The following is a 16444-nucleotide window of genomic DNA, read 5'->3' on the forward strand; positions in this document are numbered from 1 at the left end:
GTGACACCGTGGCAGCAGCGCGCACCGGGCACCGCCCTCGCTCCTCGCGGGCGATCGCGGCCGGGGTGGCCCACCCCGCCCGCCGGATGCGGGTCCTGCTCCTGGGGGTCCTCGTCGTCCTGAGCCTCTTCGCCGCCCAGCTGGTGCGCCTGCAGGGCCTGGACGCCGCGAGCGTCTCGGCCGCCGCGGTCGGTGAGCGCCTCGAGGTCAGGGTCATCCCCGCGGCCCGCGGCAGCATCACGGACGTCGACGGGGCCGAGCTCGCTGTGAGCGTGGAGCGGCGGCGCATCATCGCCGACCCGACCCTGGTCGTGGATTACGAGCGGCGCGAGGAGGGTCCGGACGGGCAGAGCCGGGTCGTGGGTGAGGGCTTCTCCGCCGCGGCCGACGTCGTCGCCGAGATCACGGGGGAGGACCGCGCCGACATCCTCGAGCGCCTCACCGACCCGCTCGGCGAGCAGTATGCCGTGCTCGTCGAGGACGCCTCGCCGCAGCAGTGGCAGGAGATCCTCGCGGCCGGCGTGCGCGGGGTGTCCTCCGAGGAGGTGATGCGGCGCGACTACCCGCTGGGTGAGGCGGCCGCGCCCCTCGTCGGCTGGATGGGGGCCGGCGAGATGCCGGCCGGCGGGCTGGAGCTCATCAAGGACGAGCAGCTCACCGGCGAGCCCGGGGAACTGGTCTACGAAGAGGGCAGCAACGGCGAGGTCATCAGCACCGGCCTCTACGAGGAGGACCCCGCCGTGCCGGGGCAGGACTACCGGCTGAGCATCGACGCCGACCTGCAGTGGAAGGCCTACGACGCGGTGCGGACCCGGGTCAAGGAGGCCGACGCGCTGTCCGGCTACGCCGCCGTGATGGAGGTGGAGACCGGGCGGCTCGTGGCCCTGACGAGCTATCCGAGCTTCGACCCGTCCGACACGACCCAGGACGCCGAGGAGATGCGCAACGCCTCGATCGAGGACGTCTACGAGCCCGGCTCCACCTCCAAGCTCATCACCGCGGCGGCGGCGTTGGAGGAGGGGATCATGGAGCCCGACACCCCCATCGAGGTCCCCGTGACGATGACGCGGGCGGGCTCGCGGTTCAAGGACTCCGAGCAGCACCCGGTGCAGCACCTCACCTTCTCCGGCGTGCTCGCCAAGTCGTCCAACATGGGCACGATCCTCTACGGCGAGAAGCTCTCCGACGAGCATCTCTACGACTGGGTGCGCGCGTTCGGGATCGGCGACACCTCGGGTCTGGGGCTGCCGGGCGAGTCCGCGGGGCTGGTGCCCGAGCCGTCCACCTGGAGCGCCACCACGCGCTACACCTTCATGTTCGGCCAGGGGCTGTCGAGCACCCTGCTGCAGCAGCTCAGCGTCTTCCAGACCGTCGCCAACGGCGGCGTCCGCGTCCCGCCTTCGATCGTCGCGGGCACGGTCGACGAGGAGGGGCGCTACACCGAGGAGCCGGTGCCCGAGGGCACCCGCGTCATCACCGAGGAGACGGCGACCACGCTGACCGACATCATGCAGTCGGTCCCGTCCAGCCAGGGCACCGCGCCGCTGGCCGCGGTCGACGGCTACCACGTGGCGGGCAAGACGAGCACCGCGACCCGGGTCGACCCCGACACGGGTCGCTACACCGGAGGCGTGACGTCGAGCTTCATGGGCTACGCCCCGGCCGACGATCCGAAGTATGTCGTCGCGGTCGTCATCCAGCGGCCGCGGCAGATCAGCGAGTACGGCGGCATCATCGCCGGACCGGTCTTCGCCGACCTCATGCGCTACACCCTCCAGCAGGAGGGGATCGCCCCGGCGACCACCGCGCCGGTGCAGGTCGAGCTCGAGTACGACCCCGAGGACCCCGCACCGGGTCGGGCGGGTGAGACACTGGGGGACATCGCCATCAAGGACGAAAGGACTGATGGGTGATCCCCCTGACCCTGGATGAGATCGCGCGCGTGACCGGCGGTCTCGTGCATCCGGCTGTCCCCTCCGACGCACCCCGCGTCACCGGGCCCGTCGTGACCGACTCCCGCGAGATCGGCCCCGGCGGGCTCTACGTCGCGCGCCGGGGTGAGGTCGCGGACGGCCACGACTTCGTCTCCGGCGCCGCCGAGCGCGGTGCCGTCGCGGCGCTGACCAACCGGATCGTCGACGACGCCGCGGGCCTGCCCTGCATCGTCGTGGAGGAGGACCCGCAGCGGCTCTCCGAACGCCCCGACCGGCCGCCCTACGACGCGGTGACCCGCGCCTTCGCCGCTCTGGGGCGCGAGGTCGTCGACCGGTGCACCGCCGCGGGCGGGCTGCGGATCGTCGCGATCACGGGGTCGTCGGGCAAGACCTCCACCAAGGACCTCATGGCCCAGGTGCTGGAGCGGCTCGGCCCGACCCTCGCGCCCGAGGCCTCCTACAACTCCGAGGTCGGGGTGCCGCTCACCGTGTGCCGGCTCACCGAGGAGACCGCCTACCTCGTGGCGGAGATGGGCGCCTCCGGCCCGGGGCACATCGCGCACCTCACCGCGATCGCGCCCCCGTCGGTCTCCGTGGTGCTCAACGTCGGGAGCGCCCACCTCGGTGAGTTCGGCTCCCGGGAGGCCATCGGCCGGGCCAAGTCCGAGCTCGTCCAGGGCCTCACCGAGGGCGGACTGGCGGTGCTCAACGCCGACGACGCCGTCGTCTCCGCCATGCGCAGCCACGCCGACGCCGTGGGCGCCCGCACCCTGCTCGTGGGCCGCTCCGAGGAGGCGGACGTCCGCGCGAGCCAGGTCGCACTCGACGGGAGTGGCCGCGCGACCTTCACGCTCACCGCACCGGACGCCCGCGACGGGGTCCGGGTGGAGTTGCGGGTCGTCGGTGAGCATCACGTCGGCAACGCCCTCGCGGTGGCGGCGGTCGCCCACGAGTGGGGTATGCCGTGGCCCGAGGTGGCGGAGGCCCTGAGCGACGCGCTGCCGCGGTCGCCGGGGCGGATGCAGGTCACCGAGCGTCCCGACGGGGTCACCGTCGTCAACGACGCCTACAACGCCAACCCCGACTCCCTGCGCGCCGCGCTGCAGACCCTGGCCGCGATGCGCCGCCCCGACGGGCGGACCGTGGCCGTCGTCGGCGGCATGCTCGAGCTCGGCGCCGAGAGCGATGCCGAGCACGCCGGGGTGGGGACGCTTGCGGCCCAGGTCGGCATCGACCATCTGGTCACGGTGGGTGACCTCGCCGAGCCGGCGGGCACGGCATACCGCGAGGGTGGGGGAGCCGCGACGACGCACGTCGCGGACCGCCACGCGGCGCGCACCCTCCTCGACGACCTGCTCACCGTGGGTGACGTCGTGCTGCTCAAGAGCAGCCGCGACTCCGGGCTCCGCCTCCTCGGGGACGACCTGGCGGAGGGTGGCCGCTGATGGTCAACGTCCTGCTCGCCGGCGGTGTGGCGATGATCTGCGCGCTCTTCGGCACCCCGCTGTTCATCCGGTTCCTCGTGCACCGCCGCTACGGCCAGTTCGTCCGCGACGACGGCCCGACCTCGCACCACACCAAGCGCGGCACACCCACGATGGGCGGTGCCGTCATCATCGGCGCGACGCTCCTGGGCTACCTCGTCTCGCACCTGCTGCTCATCCTGCTCGACGTCACCGGAGTGCTCGAGGTCACGCACTCGCGCTTCAGCCTGAGCGCCCTGCTCGTGCTCTTCCTCATCACCGGCCTGGGCTTCATCGGCTTCCTCGACGACTACACCAAGATCTCCAAGCAGCGCAGCCTGGGGCTCACCTCGGTCGAGAAGCTCACCGGCCAGACGATCGTGGCCATCGTCTTCGCCCTGCTGGCGCTGCTGGTGCACGGCGACAGCAGCCGGTCGCCGGCCTCGACCGCCATCTCCTTCGTCCGCGACACCTCGATCGACCTGGCCTTCGCCGGGCCGGTCCTCGGGGTGCTGCTCTTCATCCTCTGGGCCAACATCCTCATCGCCGGCGCCTCCAACGGCGTCAACCTCACCGACGGACTGGACGGGCTGGCGACGGGGGCCTCGGTCATGGTCTTCGGCGCCTACTCCGTCATCGGCATCTGGCAGTACAACCAGAACTGCCAGCTGGCGCCCGGGCCCAACTGCTACGACGTCCGTGACGCGCTGGACCTCGCCGTCGTCGCCTGCTCGGTCGCGGGAGCCTGCTTCGGCTTCCTCTGGTGGAACGCCTCACCGGCCAAGATCTTCATGGGGGACACCGGCTCGCTGGCGCTGGGCGGCGGCCTGGCCGGCCTGGCCATCACCACCCGCACCGAGCTGCTGCTCGCGGTGCTCGGCGGGCTCTTCGTCATCATCACCCTGTCGGTGATCATCCAGGTGACGTCGTTCAAGCTGACCCGTAGACGGGTCTTCCGGATGGCGCCCCTGCAGCACCACTTCGAGCTGCTCGGGTGGGCCGAGGTGACGATCGTCATCCGCTTCTGGATCATCGCCGGCATCTGCGTCGCGGTGGGCCTCGGCCTGTTCTACGGAGAGTGGGTGGCGAACCTGTGAGCGACCGGCTCGACCACCTCACCCACCGTGACGCCGACTGGGCCGGGCTGCGCGTGCTCGTCACCGGCCTCGGCGTGACCGGCTTCGCCGCCGCCGACGCGCTGCTGCAGCACGAGGCCCGGGTCGTCGTCCTCGACGCAGGCAACGGCGGCGAGACCCAGCAGACGCAGGCAGGCATCCTCGGCATCCTCGGAGCCGACGTGCGGCTCGGCCCCGAGCACGTGTCGGCGTGGCCGCTGCCGGAGACCGAGATCGACGTCGTCGTGACCTCGCCGGGCTGGCGCCCCGACCACCCGATCCTCGCCGCAGCGACCGAGCGCGGCATACCGGTCTGGAGCGAGATCGAGCTCGCCTGGCGGTTGCGGCCCCGCGTCGGCGCCGCCCCCTGGCTCGTGGTCACCGGCACCAACGGCAAGACCACCACCGTGCGGCTGCTGGAGTCGATGCTGCGCGCGGCCGGGCTGCGCGCCCTCGCGACCGGCAACGTCGGCACCCCGGTCCTGGACGCCGTGCAGCACCCCGACCCCTACGACGTCATCGCCGTCGAGCTGTCGAGCTTCCAGCTGCACTTCACCCACTCCATCAGCCCCCTCGCCTCCTGCGTGCTCAACCTCGCTCCCGACCACGTCGACTGGCACGGGTCCTTCGACGCCTACGCCGCGGCCAAGGCCACGATCTACGCCCGCACCCAGATCGCCTGCGTCTACAACGTGCAGGACCAGCGCACCGAGACCATGGTCGAGGAGGCGGAGGTGGTCGAGGGGTGCCGGGCGATCGGTTTCACCCTGGGGACCCCGGGCCGCTCGATGTTCGGGCTCGTCGACGACGTCCTGGCCGACCGGGCGTTCGTCGAGGAGCGGGCGACCTCGGCCGCGGAGATCGGCACGCTGGCCGACCTGGCGCGGGCCTCCGGCGGGGACGGCACCGCCGCTCCGCCACCGCACCTGGTCGCCAACGCGCTCGCGGCCGCCGCGCTCGGTCGCGCGGCCGGCATCACCCCGGCCGCCGTCCGCGACGGGTTGCGGGCCTTCCGCACCGAGGCGCACCGGACCACCGTGGTCGCCGAGCGCGACGGCATCACCTGGATCGACGACTCCAAGGCCACCAACCCGCACGCCGCGCTGGCCGCGCTGCGGGCCTACCCCGACATCGTCTGGGTCGCCGGCGGTCAGCTCAAGGGGGCCGAGGTGGACGAGCTGGTGGCCGAGGTGGCACCCCGGCTGCGCGGCGTGGTGCTGCTCGGCAGCGACCGCGAGCAGATCGCCGAGGCGCTGGCCCGACACGCGCCCGATCTCCCGGTCGAGGACGTCGGCGTCGCCGACCATGGAGACATGGCTGCGCTGCAGGGGTTGATGGATGACGTCGTGGCCCGCAGCGCTGCCCTCGCGCGGCCCGGCGACGTGGTGCTGCTGTCCCCGGCCGCGGCCTCCCTCGACATGTTCCCGAGCTACGGCAGTCGCGGAGACACCTTCGCCGACGCCGTGCAGCGGCATCTCGGGGAGGGCTCGTGACCGCCACCGTCACCGGTCGGCAGAACTCCCGAGCGGGTGCCCGTCCGGGCGCAGGACCCGGGCCGGCGCGGACCGGCTGGACCGTCGAGTCCGTGGGCGAGTGGCTGCGCTCGCCCGTGGCGCCCTACTACCTCGCGCTGGTGTCCGCCTCGGTGCTGACCGGGCTGGGGCTGGTCATGGTGCTGTCCGCCTCGAGCGTCGGGTCCTACCGCGCCACCGGCAACTCCTACGGCGTCTTCCTCGACCAGCTCGCCTTCGCCGTCGGCGGCGTCGTGCTGGCTGTCATCGGGTCCCGCCTGCCGGTGCGGGTGTGGCGCTGGCTCGCCTGGCCCGGCATCTTCCTCGCGGTCGCGCTGCAGCTCGCGGTCTTCTCCCCGCTCGGCGCCGACGCCTTCCAGGGCAACCGCAACTGGATCCAGGTCGGTCCTTTCGGCGGGCAGCCCTCGGAGTTCGGCAAGGTCGCCCTCGTCGTCTTCGGTGCGGCGGTGCTCGCCACCAAGCGCAAGGTCATGCACCGTCCGCTGCACGCGGCGGTGCCGTTGGTCTTCCCCTTCGGCCTGCTGCTCCTCGGCCTCGTGCTGCAGGGTCACGACCTCGGCACCGGCATGATCATGCTGGGCATCATCGTCGGTCTGCTCTGGGCGGCCGGCCTTCCGGCCCGGTGGTTCGTCGGGCTCGGCACGGTCGCGGCGGTCGGCGTCGGGGTGCTCGCCGCCGGGAGCGCCAACCGGATGCAGCGCATCCAGACCTGGATCGGGGGGATCTGCGACGACCCACAGGTCGCCGGCTGCTACCAGAAGGTGCACGCGGAGTATGCCCTGGCCGACGGCGGGTGGTGGGGCATCGGGCTCGGGGAGTCGCGGGAGAAGTGGGGGCGCCTGCCCGAGCCGCACAACGACTTCATCCTGGCGATCATCGGGGAGGAGCTGGGCCTGCCGGGGACGCTCGCCGTGCTCGGCCTCTTCGCGGTGTTCGCCTATGCCTGCTTCCGGATCGTGACACAGGCCGAGGACCCCTTCACCCGGCTCGCGGCGGCGGGGGTCATGGTGTGGTTCCTCGGCCAGGCCCTGGTCAACATCGGATCGGTCATCGGCATGCTGCCGATCATCGGCGTGCCGTTGCCGCTCGTGTCGTCCGGTGGATCGGCGCTCATCGCCGCCCTCATCGGGGTCGGGCTCCTGCTCGCGCTCGCCCGTTCGCTGCCCGGCGCCCAGGAGCGCATGGGCCAGCGCACCTCGACCCTGCGGCGCACGTTGGCGGCCCTCCCCGCCGGGCCCTCGGTCACCGCGGGCTCGCGCCCCGCCGGTGCCGGCTCGCGGCGGAGCCGGTCCGGAGCCAGCCGCGGCACCGCCGGTCGCACCCGCGCGGGCGGGACCCGCACGCGGGCATCTGGGGCATCGTCGGGCGGGGCCGGCGCCACCCGCCCGACACGGGGGAGCGGACGCAGGGGCGGACGCCGGTGACCGAGGATCACGTGCGCCCGCCTGCCGTCGTCCTCGCAGGGGGCGGGTCGGCCGGTCACGTCAACCCCTTGCTCGCGACCGCCGACGCGCTGCGGCGGCGGCGGCCCGACGTCGTGATCAACGTCCTCGGCACGGCCGAGGGCCTGGAGGCGCGGCTGGTGCCCGAGCGTGGCTACGAGCTCACCGTCGTCCCCAAAGTGCCCTTCCCGCGGCGTCCCGGCCCTGCCGTGGTGCGGTTCCCGGGCGCGCTGCGGCGTGCCGTCGGCACCGCTCTCGGGGCCGTGCGGGCGATCGACGCCGACGTGGTCGTCGGCTTCGGCGGCTACGTCGCGACGCCCGCCTACCTCGCGGCCCGGCGGGCCGGCATCCCGATCGTCATCCACGAGCAGAACGCCCGGCCCGGGCTGGCCAACCGGCTCGGGGCCCGCTTCACCGAGCAGGTCGCCACCACCTTCGAGACCACCGAGCTGCCGCACGCCACCCGCGTCGGGCTGCCGTTGCGCGAGGAGATCCGCAGCCTCGACCCGCGCGATGAGCAGGTGCAGGCGCAGGCTCGTGCCGAGTTCGGCCTGGACGCCGACCGGCCGACGCTGCTCGTGTTCGGCGGGTCCCTCGGTGCCCAGCGCCTCAACCAGGCCTTCGAGGCGGCGGCCGACGACGTGCTCGCGGCGGGGGTCCAGGTGCTGCACCTCACCGGGGCGGGCAAGGACATCGACGTGCCGCCGGACCGCGCCGGGGGCCCGCGCTACGTCGCGCTTCCCTACACCGACCGGATGGATCTCGCCTATGCCGTCGCCGATCTCGCGGTATGCCGCTCCGGTGCCGGCACCGTGTGCGAGCTGGCCGCCGTCGGCGTGCCGGCCATCTACGTGCCGCTCCCGGTCGGCAACGGCGAGCAGCGGCTCAACGCCGCCGACGTCGTCGCGGCCGGGGGTGGTCGCCTGGTGGACGACACCAAGGTGACCCCCGACTGGGTGAGGAGCACGGTCATACCTCTGGTCACGGACGCCGGCGAGATCTCACGGATGGCGACCGCCGCGGCCGAGCACGGGCAGCGCGACGCCGCCGACCAGCTGGCCGATCTCATCCTCGAGGCCGCGGGGCGCACCGCATGAGGACGGGGCGGTTCGACTTCACCGAGCCCGTGCCGCCCGCCGACGAGCTGGGGCCGGTGCACTTCGTCGCGATCGGCGGGTCGGGCGTGTCCGGTGTGGCGCGCATGTTCCTGGCCCGGGGGATCGCGGTCTCCGGATCCGACCGTGCAGACAGCCCGACCCTGCGGGCGCTGGAGTCGGCCGGTGCCCGGGTGCACGTCGGTCATGACGCCGCCCACCTGGGGCAGGCCCGCACGGTCGTCATCTCCGGGGCCATTCCCGAGGACAACCCGGAGCTCGCTGCCGCACGGGCCGCGGGGCTGCGCGTGCTGCACCGAGCCCAGGGAATCGCGGCCCTGCTCCGCGGTCGGCCCGCCGTGGCGATCGCGGGGGCGAACGGCAAGACGACGACGAGTGCGATGACGACGGCCGCGCTCGAGGCGGCCGGGGCCGAGCCCGGCTACGTCATCGGAGCCCCGCTGGCCGGCTCGGGCAGCAACGCCGCACCCGGCGCGCCCAGCGCACCACTCGTGGTCGAGGCGGACGAGAGCGACGGCAGCTTCCTCACGTATCGCCCCCAGGTGGCGGTCGTGACCAACGTGCAGCCAGACCACCTCGACTTCTACGGCGACGTGGCGGCCGTGGAGCAGGCCTACCGCGACTTCGCCGACACCCTCGCCGTGGACGGTCTGCTCATCACCTCCGCCGACGACCCCGGGGCCGCACGGCTCGCGGCGGAGGTCGCGGGCTCTGCGGTGCGGGTCGTGACCTGGGGCGAGTTCGCCGAGGCCGACGTCGTCGTCTCCGACGTGGGCACGGCAGGGATGACGGCGACCGGCACCGTGACCTGGCCCGACGACCTGGGCTCCGTGCCGGCGGGCACGTCGCTGCAGCTGCGGCTGCCGGTGCCCGGCACGCACAACGTGCACAACGCCGTCGCGGCCCTGCTCGTCGCCACCGCAGGCTTCGACCTGCCGCTGGACCGGGCGGTGGACGGGCTGGAGCGCTTCGCCGGCGCCCACCGCCGCTTCGAGCTGGTCGGTCGGCGTGCCGGGGTCGAGGTGGTCGACGACTACGCCCACAACGCGCCCAAGGTCGCCGCGGTGGTGCAGGCCGCCCGGAGCGCCGCCGCAGGGCGCAGGGTCGTGGTGGCCTTCCAGCCGCACATGTTCTCCCGGGTGCAGGAGTTCGCCGACGGGTTCGTCGAGGGGCTCGCGGCAGCCGACGTCGTGCTGCTGCTGCCGGTGTATGCCGCGCGCGAGCGGCAGGAGGACTTCCCTGGGATCACCTCGGCGCTGCTCGCCGACGGGCTGCGGCGGCATACCGCAGCGCCGGAGGTGCACGAGGTCGGCTCTGTCGCGGACGCCGCCCCCCGTCTGGCGGCGCTGGTCGGCCTTCAGGAGGCTCTGGTCGTCACGGTGGGAGCGGGGGACGTGACGCGGGTCGGGCCCGAGCTGCTGGAGCTGCTCGCAGACGCCCCGGACGAGACGGGGCGGGCCGCGCCGGAGGTGACGACGTGAGCCCCTCGTCCCAGGGCACGCGGCACCGGTCCACCGGCGCACGCACGGAGAGCTCCTCGCGCGCGACCTCGGAGGGACCAGGGCGGCGTGGGGTGCTCGCGCGTCTCGGTGGTGGCTTCGGCCGACTGCGCCGGCGCACCCTGCTGCTGTGGTTCGCCCTCGTGCTCGCGCTGGCTCTCGGGCTCGTCGTGCTCTTCTACTGGTCGTCCGCCTTCACGGTGCAGGAGGTCGAGGTCACCGGGGCCCGGGAGGAGGTCGCCGAGAGCGTCCTGGAGCGCGCGCAGATCCCGGTGGGCCGACCGCTGGCGCGTGTCTCGGAGAGCCGGATCCACGAGCGTGTGGTGGAGGACCAGCGGGTCCTCGGGGTCGAGGTCGAGCGTGAGTGGCCCTCGGGTGTGACGTTGGTGGTGACCGAGCGCGAACCTGCCATGGCGCTGCAGGGAGGGGGATCGACCTGGCTGGCGGATGGTGCCGGCGAGGTCTACGAGCAGGTCGAGGACCCGAGCAACAAGCTGCCCCTCATCGAGCTCCGCACGGATCCGCAGGACCTCGATCGGGCGACGGTGACCGGGCTGGCCGAGCTGTGGCGGCTGCGCCCCGACCCGGCCGAGCTGGAGGGCGACCTCACGCCGCCCTCGGTCGACCGGGACGGCGAGATCGAGATGGAGGTCGGTCAGGTGACCCTGGTGTGGGGGCCACCGACCGACAACGAGCTGAAGTGGAGCGTGGTGACCGCGCTCATCGGCCAGGAGACCATCGATCCGGAGGGTGGGCTGCCGATCACCATCGACGTGCGCATCCCGGGCACGCCTGTCGTCGACGGCCTTCCCGAATCGACCGACTGACCTACTCACGTTCTGGACAGAGGAATCTGGGGCCCGTTCCCCAGATTCCTCTGTCCAGAACCTCGAGCCTCGACCTTCGACCTGAAGTTGAGATTGACGCTCATCGGGGCTCACGACGTCGCGGCGTATGCTCGCGCTCAGGCACGCTCCGCATCGTCGTCGCCCATCGCACATCGCACCCGTTCCGAAAGGTCCACCGTGTCCGCAGCGCAGAACTACTTGGCCGTCATCAAGGTGGTCGGGATCGGTGGTGGCGGCGTCAATGCCATCAACCGGATGATCGAGGTCGGCCTCAAGGGGGTCGAGTTCATCGCCATCAACACCGACGCCCAGGCCCTCCTCATGAGCGACGCCGACGTCAAGCTCGACGTGGGTCGGGAGCTCACGCGCGGTCTCGGCGCGGGCGCCGACCCCGAGGTCGGCCGACGGGCGGCAGAGGACCACACCGAGGAGATCGAGGAGGCCCTGCGCGGTGCCGACATGGTCTTCGTCACCGCCGGTGAGGGTGGCGGCACGGGCACCGGTGGCGCCCCGGTCGTCGCGAAGATCGCCAAGTCGCTGGGTGCCCTGACGATCGGTGTCGTGACCCGTCCCTTCACGTTCGAGGGACGCCGCCGCGCCAACCAGGCCGAGTCCGGCATCGCGACGCTGCGTGAGGAGGTCGACACCCTCATCGTCATCCCCAACGACCGGCTGCTGTCCATCTCGGACCGCACCGTCTCGATGCTCGACGCCTTCCGCAGCGCCGACCAGGTGCTGCTCTCCGGTGTGCAGGGCATCACGGACCTCATCACGACACCGGGCCTGATCAACCTCGACTTCGCGGACGTCAAGTCCGTCATGCAGGGTGCCGGGTCCGCGCTCATGGGCATCGGCTCCGCGCGCGGAGAAGATCGCGCGGTGCAGGCCGCCGAGCTGGCGATCTCCTCGCCGCTGCTGGAGGCGAGCATCGAGGGCGCCCACGGCGTGCTGCTCTCCGTGCAGGGCGGCTCGGACCTGGGGCTCTTCGAGATCAACGAGGCCGCCCGCCTGGTCCAGGAGGCCGCGCACCCCGAGGCCAACATCATCTTCGGCGCCGTCATCGACGACTCGCTCGGTGACGAGGTGCGGGTCACCGTCATCGCGGCCGGCTTCGACGGGGGAGCGCCGCAGACGCGCAGCGAGGGCAACGAGCGCGCGCTCGGGCAGGTCCAGGCCGGGGGCGCCAACCGGCAGCAGCCCGGCCAGCCGCAGCAGGAGCGCCCGGCCAGCGCGCAGCAGGGTGCGGGCGCCGGTCAGGGAGCAACGGTCGGCCAGCGGCAGCCTCAGCAGGCAGCCCCCGCCCAGGGTGCGCCGCAGCAGCGGCGGAGCGACGGCGGCGAGGGGCAGCAGCAGCAGGACCGCCCCGCAGCAGCGCCGAAGGAGGGCGAGCGGGCTGAGGCGGGTCGGGAGGCCCAGCCGCAGCAGCAGCGCCCGGTGCAGCAGCCGCCGCGCCAGGTGACCTTCGAGGACTCCGACGACCTCGACGTGCCCGACTTCCTCAAGTGACGCTGCGCCGCTGAGGTCGCAGGTGCCCACGCCATTGCGAGGGCTGGCGGCACTGACGGCCTGCCCGCCCCGTTAACCTGCTCCCGTGTTCACCTGGCGAGAGCGGATCGAGCCCAGCGGTGACCGCTACGGCGTCGAGTGGGCGGTCACCGACCGGCTCGGTGGCTCCAGCCAGGGGGAGTATGCCGAGCTCAACCTCGGCGGTCACGTCGGCGATCTCCCGGAGGCGGTCGAGGCCAACCGGCACCGGTTCGCCCACGAGCTGGGGCTGCGGCTCGCCGACCTGCGCTTCATGGACCAGCAGCACGGGTGCGACGTCGCCCTCACGGCGGGGACCCGCGGTGAGGGGAAGGCCGACACGCCGCCGGCCGTCGACGCCCTCGTGAGCGACCGCACCGACGAGGCGCTCGTCGTGCTCGTCGCCGACTGCGTGCCGCTGCTCCTGGTCGACCGCACCGAGGGCCTGGTCGCCGCCGTGCACTCCGGACGGCCCGGCCTGCTCTCCGGCGTGGTGCCCGCCGCGCTCGCGGCGCTGCGCGACCTGGGGGCCGAGCAGCTCGAGGCCGTCGTCGGGCCCTCGGTCTGCGCCAGGTGCTACGAGGTGCCTGCGCAGATGCGGGACGAGGCGGCACGCAGCGTGCAGGCGGCGGTCGGCGTCTCGTGGACCGGCACCCCGGCGATCGATGTCGCGGCCGGGGTGGTCTCCCAGCTGGCGGAGGCGGGCGTGCCCGTGCGCTGGCTGCCGGGCTGCACCCGTGAGCGGGACGGCCTCTACTCCTACCGCAGGGACGGTGCGACCGGCCGGTTCGCCGGGGTCGTGCGGCTGCTGCCGCCGGAGCGGGTGGCCTGATATGACGCGCGTCGACGAGCTGCGTGAGCGGCTGCATACCGTGGAGGAACGGATCGGGAGCGCCTGCGCCGCCGCGGATCGAGCGCGGAGCGACGTCAGACTCATCGCGGTGACCAAGTACTTCCCCGGCGCGGACGTCGAGACGCTCGCGGGTCTGGGCGTCAGCGACATCGGCGAGAGCCGGGACCAGGAGGCGGGGGAGAAGGTCGCCGGTCTCCCTCGGGGCATCCGGGACGGGCTCACCGTCCACTTCGTCGGGCAGTTGCAGACCAACAAGGCCAAGCGCGTCGCGCGGTATGCCGATGTCGTCCAGTCCGTCGACCGGGCGCGGCTGGTGCGTGCGCTCGACACCGGGCGGGGGAGCGCCGTGGAGGACGGCGATGCGGCCGGGCCGCTCGACGTCCTTCTCCAGGTGGACCTCGGGGAGGGGGAGCAGGCCGGTCGCGGGGGCGTGCTACCGGACGGGCTCGGCGACCTGGCCGAGACCGTGGCCGAGGCCGACCACCTGCGGCTGCGGGGCGTGATGGCCATCGCGCCGCTCGACCTCGACCAGGACGGCACGCGGGCGGCCTTCGACCGCCTCGCCTCCCTCGGCGGCCGGCTGCGGCAGGCGCACCCGGACGCGGCCTGGGTGTCCGCCGGGATGAGTGGCGATCTGGAGCTCGCCGTGGCGGCCGGAGCGACACACCTGCGTGTCGGGACCGCAATCCTCGGATCACGCCCGTCCCACCGGTAGCGTCGGTCACGTCCGATCCACCCCACGGGAGTCACCCGTACGCACCAAGGAGCTCGCACAGATGGCCGGGGCACTGCGCAAGACCATGGAGTACCTCGGACTCGCCGAGTCCGACGAGCGCTTCGACGACTACGACTCGTACGACGAGGAGCCGACCGCGCGCTCCGGCGGGGCGACGGTGCACCCCTTGCACGAGGATCAGGACTCCCGCGAGCAGCCGGGCGCGGCTGCGGCACCCGCGCGGCAGGCCGCGCGCACCCCGGTCTCCCAGGTCGTCCGTCAGCCGGAGGTCGGCGAGTTGAACCGCATCACCACGATCCACCCGCGCACCTACAACGAGGCCAAGGTCATCGGTGAGGCCTTCCGTGACGGTGTGCCCGTCATCATGAACCTCACCGACATGGACGACGCCGACGCCAAGCGTCTCGTCGACTTCGCCGCCGGCCTGGCCTTCGGCCTGCACGGCTCCATCGAGCGCGTGACGAGCAAGGTCTTCCTCCTGAGCCCCTCCTACGTCGAGGTCGACGGGGGGGCGGCGAGCGAGGCTCCGCGGCCGACCCAGCAGGGGCCGTTCAACCAGAGCTGAGCAGCCGCCGACGCGTCGGCGCCCACACCCGGCTGAGAACGATGCTCAGACTGCTGACGTAGGCTGCTTCCCATGGTTGGCGATATTCTCGCGCTGCTCCTCCAGCTCTACATCTTCGTGCTCATCGCGCGGCTGATCTTCGACTGGGTGCAGGTCTTCGCACGGGACTGGCGCCCGCGAGGGCCCATCCTGGTCCTGGCCAACGGCATCTACTCGCTGACGGACCCGCCCCTGCGGGCGCTGCGCCGGGTCATCCCGCCGCTGCGCATCGGCGGCATCGCCCTGGACCTGGGGTTTATCGTCCTCATCATCGCGGTGGGGATCGCCCGGGGTGTGGCTGCGTCGCTGCCCTTCTGAGCCACCGGACGTCCTGGTCGCGCGGCTGACCTGGGCGTGAGGGTGCGTTAGAGTGAGCCTGGAAAACGTGCGACCGCACGTCGTCGTGCCTGCCCCAAGTCGTGACGGGCGGGATCGGTGACCCCCTGACAGAGGTGAAACATGGCGCTGTCCCCCGAGGACGTGATCAAGAAGAGCTTCAGCGCGACGCATCTGCGTCGCGGCTACGACGAGACGCAGGTCGACGACTTCCTCGATGAGGTCGTGGTCGAGCTCCGCCGTCTGGTGGCGGAGAACGATGGCCTCCGCGCGGACCTCGAGGACTGCCGCGCCAGCCGCGGGCTGGGCGGCGACGACACCCAGTCCTACCGGGCCGTCGGTGGCGGGGACGGCGGTGCCTCTGCCGCGGAGCTGGAGGACCTGCGGCGACAGCTGTCGGAGTGCCAGCGCTCCCGCTCCGAGCTCCAGGAGCGGGTCCAGGCCGCCGAGGAGCGCGCCGCCAAGGCTGCGGACTCCAGCGGTGACGAGGCCGCCGCGGCCGAGCTCGAGGAGTTGCGGACCCGCGTGGCCGCCGCCGACGCCAAGAGCCAGGAGGCCGAGCAGAAGCTCACCGTCGCCGAGCAGCGTGCGTCGCAGGCCGAGCAGGAGGCCGAGGCCGCCAAGCAGCGCGCGGACGAGGCGCAGGAGGCGTCCTCGGGCAACGACGAGCGCCTCGCCGAGGCCGAGAAGCGCGCCGCCGCCGCGGAGCGCAAGGCCGCCGAGCTCGAGAGCTCGCAGGCCAACGCCGCCGCCTCCTCGTCGGGCGAGGACCCCAGTTCGATCATCACCCTGGCGCAGCGCCTGCACGACCAGCACGTCGCGGAGGGTGAGACGACCAAGGCCAGGCTCATCGAGGAGGGCGACGGCTACAAGGCGTCCGTCGTCGCCGAGGCCGACCAGCACCGGACCCAGCTCCAGCAGGCCGGTCAGCAGGAGCACGACCGTCTCGTCGGCGAGGGGCAGTCCCGGCACGACGAGCTGGTGCGGACCGGTCAGGAGACGCACGACCGTCTCGTGGGCGAGGGCCAGACCAAGCACGACGAGCTGGTGCACACCGGTGAGACCACGCGTGACCAGCTCATCGGCGAGGGCCAGAGCAGCCGCGACCATATGGTCGGGGAGGCCGAGCAGAAGCGGGCCAGCATCCTCGACGACCTCAACAACCAGCAGACCTCGCTGAGCTCGAAGATCCAGGCCCTGCAGACCCAGGAGGTCGACCTGCGCGACCGGCTCCGGACCTTCCTCACCGACCAGATGGAGAAGCTGGACGGCGACCGCTCCTCGTAGGTCGCGAACGCCATACCGACGACGTCCCCGGCACCAGGTGCCGGGGGCGTCGCTGCGTGTCCCGCGTCCCCGCTCCTGCTCCCCGGCGCCGGGACACGCGAGGGCCGGGCACGTCGGCGTTGTCTTCGTGGCGTCGCTGATCTATCCTGCCGCCAC

General features: G+C 72.8%; 14 protein-coding genes. All 14 read left to right on the forward strand.

Annotation, left to right across the window (positions count from 1 at the left end; all coding sequences use genetic code 11):
• Positions 1–8: 8 nt before the first annotated feature.
• On the forward strand, positions 9–1913 hold the full coding sequence (locus AC5PYY_RS10040; protein WP_493896675.1) for a peptidoglycan D,D-transpeptidase FtsI family protein: 1905 nt from the start codon (positions 9–11) through the stop codon (positions 1911–1913).
• Entirely contained in the window at positions 1910–3379 is a 1470-nt protein-coding gene (locus tag AC5PYY_RS10045; protein WP_493896676.1) for a UDP-N-acetylmuramoyl-tripeptide--D-alanyl-D-alanine ligase, read from the forward strand. Before AC5PYY_RS10040 ends, AC5PYY_RS10045 begins: the two co-directional genes overlap by 4 nt.
• Entirely contained in the window at positions 3379–4494 is a 1116-nt protein-coding gene (gene mraY, locus AC5PYY_RS10050; RefSeq protein ID WP_493896677.1) for a phospho-N-acetylmuramoyl-pentapeptide-transferase, read from the forward strand. Before AC5PYY_RS10045 ends, mraY begins: the two co-directional genes overlap by 1 nt.
• Positions 4491–6005, forward strand: a complete 1515-nt coding sequence (gene murD / locus AC5PYY_RS10055) for a UDP-N-acetylmuramoyl-L-alanine--D-glutamate ligase (protein ID WP_493896678.1) — start codon at positions 4491–4493, stop codon at positions 6003–6005. The genes mraY and murD overlap by 4 nt, the downstream gene beginning before the upstream one ends.
• Positions 6002–7468, forward strand: coding sequence for a putative lipid II flippase FtsW (gene ftsW, locus AC5PYY_RS10060; RefSeq protein ID WP_493896679.1), 1467 nt, complete (start codon positions 6002–6004; stop codon positions 7466–7468). The genes murD and ftsW overlap by 4 nt, the downstream gene beginning before the upstream one ends.
• Complete coding sequence (murG, locus tag AC5PYY_RS10065; RefSeq protein WP_493896680.1) at positions 7465–8583, forward strand: undecaprenyldiphospho-muramoylpentapeptide beta-N-acetylglucosaminyltransferase; 1119 nt, start codon at positions 7465–7467, stop codon at positions 8581–8583. The genes ftsW and murG overlap by 4 nt, the downstream gene beginning before the upstream one ends.
• The gene (gene murC / locus AC5PYY_RS10070; RefSeq protein WP_493896681.1) at positions 8580–10082 is read left to right on the forward strand and encodes a UDP-N-acetylmuramate--L-alanine ligase; all 1503 of its coding nucleotides are present in this window, start codon (positions 8580–8582) and stop codon (positions 10080–10082) included. Before murG ends, murC begins: the two co-directional genes overlap by 4 nt.
• A complete protein-coding gene (locus AC5PYY_RS10075; protein ID WP_493896682.1) occupies positions 10079–10927 on the forward strand; it encodes a cell division protein FtsQ/DivIB in 849 nt (282 codons plus the stop codon). The genes murC and AC5PYY_RS10075 overlap by 4 nt, the downstream gene beginning before the upstream one ends.
• A gap of 198 nt (positions 10928–11125) precedes the next feature.
• Positions 11126–12454 carry a cell division protein FtsZ gene (gene ftsZ, locus AC5PYY_RS10080; RefSeq protein WP_493896683.1) on the forward strand — a complete coding sequence of 443 codons (1329 nt, stop codon included), beginning with the start codon at positions 11126–11128 and terminating at the stop codon, positions 12452–12454.
• An 85-nt stretch (positions 12455–12539) separates the two neighbouring features.
• Positions 12540–13304, forward strand: coding sequence for a purine nucleoside phosphorylase YfiH/LACC1 family protein (locus AC5PYY_RS10085; protein ID WP_493896684.1), 765 nt, complete (start codon positions 12540–12542; stop codon positions 13302–13304).
• A 1-nt stretch (position 13305) separates the two neighbouring features.
• Positions 13306–14040 (forward strand): YggS family pyridoxal phosphate-dependent enzyme, encoded by a 735-nt coding sequence (locus tag AC5PYY_RS10090; RefSeq protein WP_493896685.1) that lies wholly within the window; start codon positions 13306–13308, stop codon positions 14038–14040.
• 61 nt (positions 14041–14101) lie between these two features.
• Positions 14102–14626 (forward strand): cell division protein SepF, encoded by a 525-nt coding sequence (locus AC5PYY_RS10095; protein ID WP_493896686.1) that lies wholly within the window; start codon positions 14102–14104, stop codon positions 14624–14626.
• Positions 14627–14698: 72 nt separating this feature from the next.
• A complete protein-coding gene (locus AC5PYY_RS10100; RefSeq protein WP_493896687.1) occupies positions 14699–14983 on the forward strand; it encodes a YggT family protein in 285 nt (94 codons plus the stop codon).
• Between the two features lie 141 nt (positions 14984–15124).
• The gene (locus AC5PYY_RS10105) at positions 15125–16288 is read left to right on the forward strand and encodes a DivIVA domain-containing protein (protein ID WP_493896688.1); all 1164 of its coding nucleotides are present in this window, start codon (positions 15125–15127) and stop codon (positions 16286–16288) included.
• Positions 16289–16444 lie beyond the last annotated feature (156 nt).

This window comes from Serinicoccus sp. JS2-9 (assembly GCF_059025165.1).